At 42.9% G+C, this 7398-nt stretch carries 4 protein-coding genes; all 4 read right to left on the bottom strand.

Translation table 11 applies throughout. The features are described from left to right. Positions 1-205: 205 nt before the first annotated feature. Complete coding sequence (locus PUQ00_RS31525; protein WP_300423833.1) at positions 206-664, bottom strand: phosphate-starvation-inducible PsiE family protein; 459 nt, start codon at positions 662-664, stop codon at positions 206-208. A gap of 281 nt (positions 665-945) precedes the next feature. Beyond that, complete coding sequence (locus PUQ00_RS31530) at positions 946-3195, bottom strand: nitrate reductase (RefSeq protein WP_300423834.1); 2250 nt, start codon at positions 3193-3195, stop codon at positions 946-948. A 491-nt stretch (positions 3196-3686) separates the two neighbouring features. Then, the gene (locus tag PUQ00_RS31535) at positions 3687-5189 is read right to left on the bottom strand and encodes a NarK family nitrate/nitrite MFS transporter (RefSeq protein WP_300423835.1); all 1503 of its coding nucleotides are present in this window, start codon (positions 5187-5189) and stop codon (positions 3687-3689) included. A 126-nt stretch (positions 5190-5315) separates the two neighbouring features. After that, entirely contained in the window at positions 5316-6905 is a 1590-nt protein-coding gene (locus PUQ00_RS31540) for a ferredoxin--nitrite reductase (RefSeq protein ID WP_300423836.1), read from the bottom strand. Positions 6906-7398 lie beyond the last annotated feature (493 nt).

Consider the following 7398-nt stretch of genomic DNA (forward strand, 5'->3'; position numbering starts at 1 on the left):
CGTCAGAATACAGGAAAGGTATTCTGTACGACTGGTGGATGAATAATCGGCGTTTAAGACCCCCACAAAACAAGAAAATTTGGTGGTCAACTTTCGTAGTCGCGGGTCTGAATCCCCGACTGATAGCGTCACGCTTTCTCGTGTCCGCGTTCGCGCAGCGTCTCGCAGAGAGCGTCTTGATTCTGACGAATGTATTCTTCTTCAATTAACTTGCATCTTTGGAATTACTGAGACGAATTATCAAATAACTAATTGATAGGGAAAGAATAGCTATACCTAGACCAATTATATCAAGACCTCCAACTTTTTCAAAGTCAAGAATAATAATTTTTCTGGCAACAGCAATTAGAGAAGTGACAATAACTAATTCAACCTGAAAAACGTGTTTTCGTAAATAAGCTGTAATATTTTCTAAAATCTCTAAAGCAATTAAAATATTTAAAAATAAACCAAAAATCTTATACAAGGTTGTGTTGAACGTACCGTAAGGCGCTGTAAATAACTCTTTAAAAATAAATATTCCTAAATCTACGATCGCTACCAAAATCACAATTACCATGAAAATAGATAGAGCTTTAGAAACTAGCACTTCTATATTTTCGATGACGTGCATGAAGTTCTCATCTCTGGTAGTTACTAAAATTCGCCTCAGTAGCTTTTTCATATGCTGCACCCGATTATAAAATAAAATCCCATAGATAAATCTAGAGGATTAAAAAAAGATTCTTTGTAAGTTTTCTCTCTATTTTTTATTCTTTATTCATAGGTAAAAGTGAGGCTAGTAAAACCTTTTGTTACTAGAAATTTTACCTCTTTAGATATGATAATTGGTAAGAGTCAAAATTAGACAGTCATAAAAAATTATCATAACTATTGACTATTGATTATTGACGAAATTACCTATTGCTGGTTAGAAATTATCACTTTATAGTTACATTTAGCAGCTTACCATTCTGAGGATTGGAGTTGATAATTTTTGACTGTAACTTCTACAGAAATTGGTATTAGTTGTACCGCACAGGCTTTTAATTCTGGTTGCAGGGAATCGGGGCAAGATTCTGAATGGGTGAGGGCATTAGCTTCGGCATTGTCTGCCCACAGCGAACCCCAGTGCATGGGGACAAAAACTGTACCAGGCGCGATCGCCTTTGTTACTTTGGCAGTAAACTTAGCTTTACCCCGACGCGATCGCACTTCCACACACATGTTATCTACAACACCTAACCGAGCAGCATCACGGGGATGAATTTCGATAAACGGTTCGGGATGCATTTTACAAATTTTTTCAATTCGCCCCGTGCGTGTCTGCGTATGCCAGTGTCCATAAAGGCGTCCATTAGTTAGTACAAACGGATAATCTGGGTCTGGTGGTTCTGCAAGTCCCTTTGAGTAATATGCCCCAAATCGAGCGCGTCCATCAGGGGTGTGGAAGCGGAGATTGGTGTAGAGGCGTTTGTTAGAGACGCGATTAATCGCGTCTGTACAATCGCGATTAATCGCGTCTGTACAATTAGGAGTTGAAGATTCTAACTCATAACTCTCTTCAGGGTGAGGCCATTGAGTCGGGCCTTCTGCTTGTAATTGCGCGTGACTGATACCTGTCATATCGCAGGGGCGAGTTTTAGTTAGTTTGACAAATTCAGCATAAACTTCAGCAGAGTTAGCAAAGGCAAACTCTTTCTCAAAACCTAATCTACGTCCAACTTCGGCAAAAATTTCCCAATCTGCTTTCGCTTCTCTTGGCGGTTGGCGAAATGCTTGACATAAAGTTACCACTCGTTCGGAGTTTGTCATCACACCAGTTTTTTCACCCCACTGGGCTGCTGGTAGCAAAACGTGAGCGTAGGCAGAGGTTTCTGTGGGATAATAGGCGTCTTGGTAAATGGTAAAAGGCGATCGCAACAACGCCTTCTTAGTCCGCTCCAAATCTGGCATACTCACAGCTGGGTTGGTAGCTGCAATCCACAGTAACTCTACAGCGCTATTTTCCAAGCCAGTAATCATGTCCCAAGCAGTCAAACCGGGATTGGGCGAAATTTTTCCTGGCTTGAGTCCCCAAAACTCCTCAACTTCTGCGCGGTGCTGAGGATTTTTCACCGCCCGATAACCCGGTAATAAATTCGCTAAACCTCCGGCTTCCCGTCCTCCCATCGCGTTTGGCTGACCAGTGAGGGAAAAAGGGCCAGCCCCAGGTTTGCCAATCTGTCCAGTCATCAAGTGCAGGTTAATGATAGTTCTGACCTTAGCTGTCCCTTCTGAGGATTGATTCACACCCATTGACCACAAAGACAGTACCTGCTCAGATTTACCCCAATAGCGAGCTGCTGTTTCTAAATCTTCAATGCTGATTCCACATTGACGAGCCACCACTTCTGGCGGATAATGGCGAATTACTTCAGCGTATGCGGGAAAGTTGCTGGTGCAGTCGTCCATGAACATGGTATCAATGTAGTTCCAGCGCATCAATAAGTGAGCGATGCCGTTCAATAAGTCGATATCTGTACCGGGACGAATTGCTAAATGCAAGTCAGCTGCTTCTGCGGTTGGTGTGCGACGCGGGTCAACCACAATCATTTTGACTTTGCGGTTTTTTTTGTGATACTTCTCCAGTCGGTTAAAAACGATGGGGTGACATTCAGCCGTATTAGTGCCAATTAAAAATGCACAGTCGGTTAACTCCAAGTCATCGTAACAGCATGGTGGGCCATCTGAGCCAAAGCTTTGAATGTAGCCAGCTACAGCACTAGACATACATAAGCGAGAGTTGGCATCAAAATTATTAGTACCCAGACAGCCTTTCATGAGTTTCTGGGCTATGTAGTAGTCCTCAGTTTGAAACTGACCTGAACCGTACATACATAAAGCTTCTGGCCCTTGGGTGAATAAGACGGTTTGAATGCGCTGGGTGATTATATTAAAGGCTTCATCCCAACTCACGCGCCGAAACTCTTGATCTAAGGAGTCTCGCACCATTGGGTAATGTAATCTATTTTTATCTAAAGATTCCGCGATCGTCGCACCTTTAACGCAAACCATTCCTTGACTGGATGGATGGGCTTTATCACCCCGGACTCGCCAAATTGGATTTCCTTGGCTATCTCGATTAGTTGCTTTGCCATGTTGGGCTGGAGGTGAAACTTCTAAACCACAGCCAACACCACAGTAGGGACAGAGGGTTTTGCTAAATTCACTCATGGCGGTTGTACTATTTTGTTATTTTTAGGACTTACGCAGAAAAGATCCCCCAACCCCCTTAAAAAGGGGGCTTTCAAGTTCCCCCCTTTTTTAAGGGGAGCCAGCGCTGTGGGCGGGTTTCCCGACTTGAGGCGACTGGCGTGGGTTAGGGGGGATCGAGGTTTCAAGCTTTGATTGCGTAAGTCTTGATTTTGATTGTGCAACCTCAGATATAGCGACAGGTTGAAAAATTTTTGTGTTGCACACCAATTTTGGATAAAGATAGGACTTACAGGTTGATGCATTAACATTGCAAGTCGATGCATTGGCATTGCAGGTTGATGCATTGGCATTACAGGTTGATACATTAGCATTGCAGGTCGATGCATTGGCATTGCAAGTTGATGCATTGGCATTGCAGTTTTAGAGACACTGTAGGCAAGTGGGGAGAAAAGACTTTGATGTAAGTCAAAGACGGGCTGGGGTTCTTATTTTTGATTTATGCAAGAAGTCTATTCTTCCGTTAAAAAGGTAGAGTTTTTAGTTGAGGTTTCTGGTGGTTCGCCTTCATAAGTAGCGGCAAAAGAACCTTTAGGTTCTTTCAGGAAGAAGGCACACATGAAAGCACAGACTAAAGCAGCTAAACCCATTGTGCTAAATAGTGTAGATGCGTCGGTTAAGCTAAAAATTGTCAGGTAAACTACGCCGCCAAAATTACCGTAAGCTCCCACATTACCGGCAATTTGTCCAGTGGCTTCTTTCTTAATTAGGGGTACGATGCTGTAGGTTGCACCGCAGCCAGCTTGGGCAAAGTAAGCGGCAAACATTGTAACTGCGATCGCTAGCGGAATCGGCCAGTTACTACTAATAAAATGTGCCATCAAATAACTAATACCAATGCCAGCAGTAATAATTGTCATTGTCCATTTACGTGAGCTAAATTTATCAGAAATTAAGCCCCCACTGGGACGAGAAATCAAATTTAAGAAGGGATAGGTAGCGGCAATCATCCCAGCGAGGACATGCTCTAAAGCAAAGGTTTTTTCAAAAAATGCTGGGAGCATAGAAACAACTGCCAGTTCGCTGCCAAAGCTAGTTATGTAAGTGAATTCGAGTAAAGCTACTTGACCAAACTGGAAGCGTTCCGATGGAGCATAAGTTTTCTTGCCAATTAGAAGTTCTCCGTTTACCTCCCAAGCTTTGTAACTTTGGTAAGCAAACAATCCTGCTAATAGCAACCAAGCCAGATACATTTGGCTCAGAGTTAGGAAGTGAATGTTCTTTTGTTCCAAGCGCCAAGCTAATAAACCTAGAGCGAAAATCAAACCAAAATTCGAGAGAATCATCGCCCAGAAGCTTTTAATACTGGTCACTTCTAGAGAACCATTTTTTTGAGGTTTCTTGTAGACTTTACCAGTGGGTGTATCTTGGACGCTGTTGTAATAAATTACGCCGTAGATGGCTGCAATGATCCCTGTAAGTGCGATCGCAAACCGCCAGTTAGAAGCACCACCAGCGAAAAAGCTAGTAGAAACTGCAAGCATTGGTAAGGCAAACTCTGCGCCAAAAGCCCCAAAGTTACCCCACCCGCCATAAATGCCTTGGGCAATGCCCATCTCCTTCGGCTGGAACCATTCTGCCACCATCCGAATACCGACAACAAACCCAGAGCCAACAATTCCCATCAGCAAACGACTGATGACTAATTGATTAAAATCTTGGGCTAGCGCCGTCGCCAAACAAGGAATAACCGCAAACATTAGCAGGATCGAATAAGTGATTCTGGGGCCAAAACGATCCAGAAGCATCCCAATAATTAATCGTGCAGGAATTGTGAGAGCGAGGTTACAGATACCCAAAGTTTTGATTTGCTCTGGCGCTAAATGTAGCTCTTTGCCAATAGTTGTAGCAAAAGGAGCAAAGTTAAACCAACAAACAAAGGTGAGAAAGAAAGCAAACCAAGTCTGATGTAAAATGCGGTAGCGATCGCTGAATGAAAATAATTTTTTAAGCATTCCAATCTTTCTAATTGAAGAAAATACGGAGAATATGAGCCTCTAAACTTGGAAGTTGCACCTCTCAACTCGAAGGTTGAGCCTTTGCCCAATGCCCAATGCCCAATGCCCAATGCCCAATGCCCACTAAAAGTTACTAACTACTACGGCTTCTTGCTTGAATTTTGCACCAAAATTTTTAATCAGTAAATCTTGTAATACTGGCTGCAAGTCTTCACATGGTATGCCTTTGATGACGCAAGTTCCTAAATGGGCATCTTTGCCGACTTTGCCACCCATATATATGTCAACGCCTTCGAGGGTTTTGCCATTTTTGCGAGTTTTAGTTCCCATCAAGCCGATGTCTGCAACTTGGGGCTGTCCGCAGGAGTTGGGGCACCCAGTCCAGTGAATTCGCACTGGATTGATGAAGGTTAATTCTTCTTCTAAGGCTTTAATCATTGCCAGGGCGCGGTTTTTAGTTTCGATCAGGGCAAAGTTGCAAAATTGTGCGCCTGTACAAGATACTAGCGATCGCGCCAGCAAACTAGGGTTAATAGAAAATCTTTCCAGCAAAGGCTCTGGTAAAAATGTTGCTAAACGCGAGTCAGAAATGTTGGGTATAACAATATTTTGCTCAACTGTGAAACGGATTTCGCCACTACCGTAAACTTCCGCTAGACGTGCGATTTCAAACATATCTTCGGCATCTAGTCGCCCGACGGGAATGTGTAAGCCTACGTAATTTAATCCGGGTTGTTTTTGTTTATATACCCCGATATGATCGCGTTTTTCCCAGTCGATTTCGTCTTTTGCTGCTGCAAATAATAATGATTTACCCAAACGGTTTTCTACTTCTGCTCGAAACTTTTCTAAACCCCATTCATCAATTAGCCACATCAGGCGCGATTTTTGCCGATTAGCACGCGGCCCGTGATCACGAAAGACTTCCAAAACGGCTCTACATACAGTTACCACATCTTCTGGAGTCACCCAAGCATTCAAAGAAATTGCCGCTTCACAACGTTTAGCTGAGAAAAAGCCACCGACGAGGACGTTAAACCCGAAAGTTTTTTGGGGAGTAGGGGATTGTTCACCACTCCCTTCCTTAAATGCTGGAACAAAAGCTAAATCGTTAATTTCAGCGTGAACTGAATTGTCTCGTCCCCCAGCGATCGCAATGTTAAACTTTCGTGGTAAATTGCTAAACTCTGGGTTCCCTTCTCCCTTGTTGGTGAGCATATCTTGAATTTGCTGTACCAACTCTCGCGTGTCGTACAACTCATCTGCATCCAACCCCGCTACAGGATCACCTGTGATATTGCGGACGTTATCCATCCCTGACTGAACGGTGGTTAAACCAACTGCGTCAAATCTATTAAAGATGTCTGGTAAATCTTCAATTCTGATTCCCCGTAATTGAATGTTCTGTCTGGTAGTAATATCAGCGCTGCCTTCATCTCCGTAACGCTGTACCACTTGGGCTAAAACACGCATCTGACTGCTGGTGAGAATACCGTTAGGCATCCGCAATCGCATCATAAACTTACCTGGGGTGACAGGGCGAAAAAATACACCCACCCACTTGAGCCGATGATCACGATCTATTTCGTTCATTGCTTCCCAGCCCAGAGCGGCAAATTTCTCTATCTCACTCTTGATGACGAGTCCATCTTTTTCTGCTTTGAATTTCTCGAACTTATTCAGGCTGGCAGTGGTAGTTACTGTGTCTGTCATGAGGCTGACTCTCGTGAGAATTTGTAGTGATAATTGCCCAACATTAACCAACCCGTAGTTTCATCAGGTGTTGTATCTACGAGGGTTAAGGAATAAAAACTTAATATTTGCTTAAGGCTGATTATTTTTACTTAAGAGCATTCCAAAGTGAAACTCTAAATCCGTGATTAGTTGAGGAAAACCTGTGGCCATTTACATCTTGGGAATTTGTCTAGTTTAGATAATGTTCATGTAGCAATTTCGATAGTCATAACTTAAGGCGAGATTTCTGTTAAAATAGTATAAATTGTTACGGTTTTTTGGTAAAGTTGCTTAAAGTGCATTAATGTTACGCATTTTTTGCATCAAAGTCATTAATAAGCGGCGCAAACCGCTTAATGAAGGGTATTTGAGATGACCAAAGCGATTTTGGATCGTTATATGTAGCGACCTGCAATTATAAAACAGGAGTCAGAATTCAGAATTCAGAATTCAGAATACTCTACCCATAAAG

The sequence above is a fragment of the Nostoc sp. S13 genome (genome assembly GCF_029379315.1).
Lineage (GTDB): Bacteria > Cyanobacteriota > Cyanobacteriia > Cyanobacteriales > Nostocaceae > Nostoc.

Excerpts from the sequence above, each read along its gene's own strand:
- PUQ00_RS31525 (WP_300423833.1), bottom strand. The coding sequence starts at position 664 with ATGAAAAAGCTACTGAGGCGAATTTTAGTAACTACCAGAGATGAGAAC.
- PUQ00_RS31540 (WP_300423836.1), bottom strand. The coding sequence starts at position 6,905 with ATGACAGACACAGTAACTACCACTGCCAGCCTGAATAAGTTCGAGAAA.
- PUQ00_RS31530 (WP_300423834.1), bottom strand. The coding sequence starts at position 3,195 with ATGAGTGAATTTAGCAAAACCCTCTGTCCCTACTGTGGTGTTGGCTGT.
- PUQ00_RS31535 (WP_300423835.1), bottom strand. The coding sequence starts at position 5,189 with ATGCTTAAAAAATTATTTTCATTCAGCGATCGCTACCGCATTTTACAT.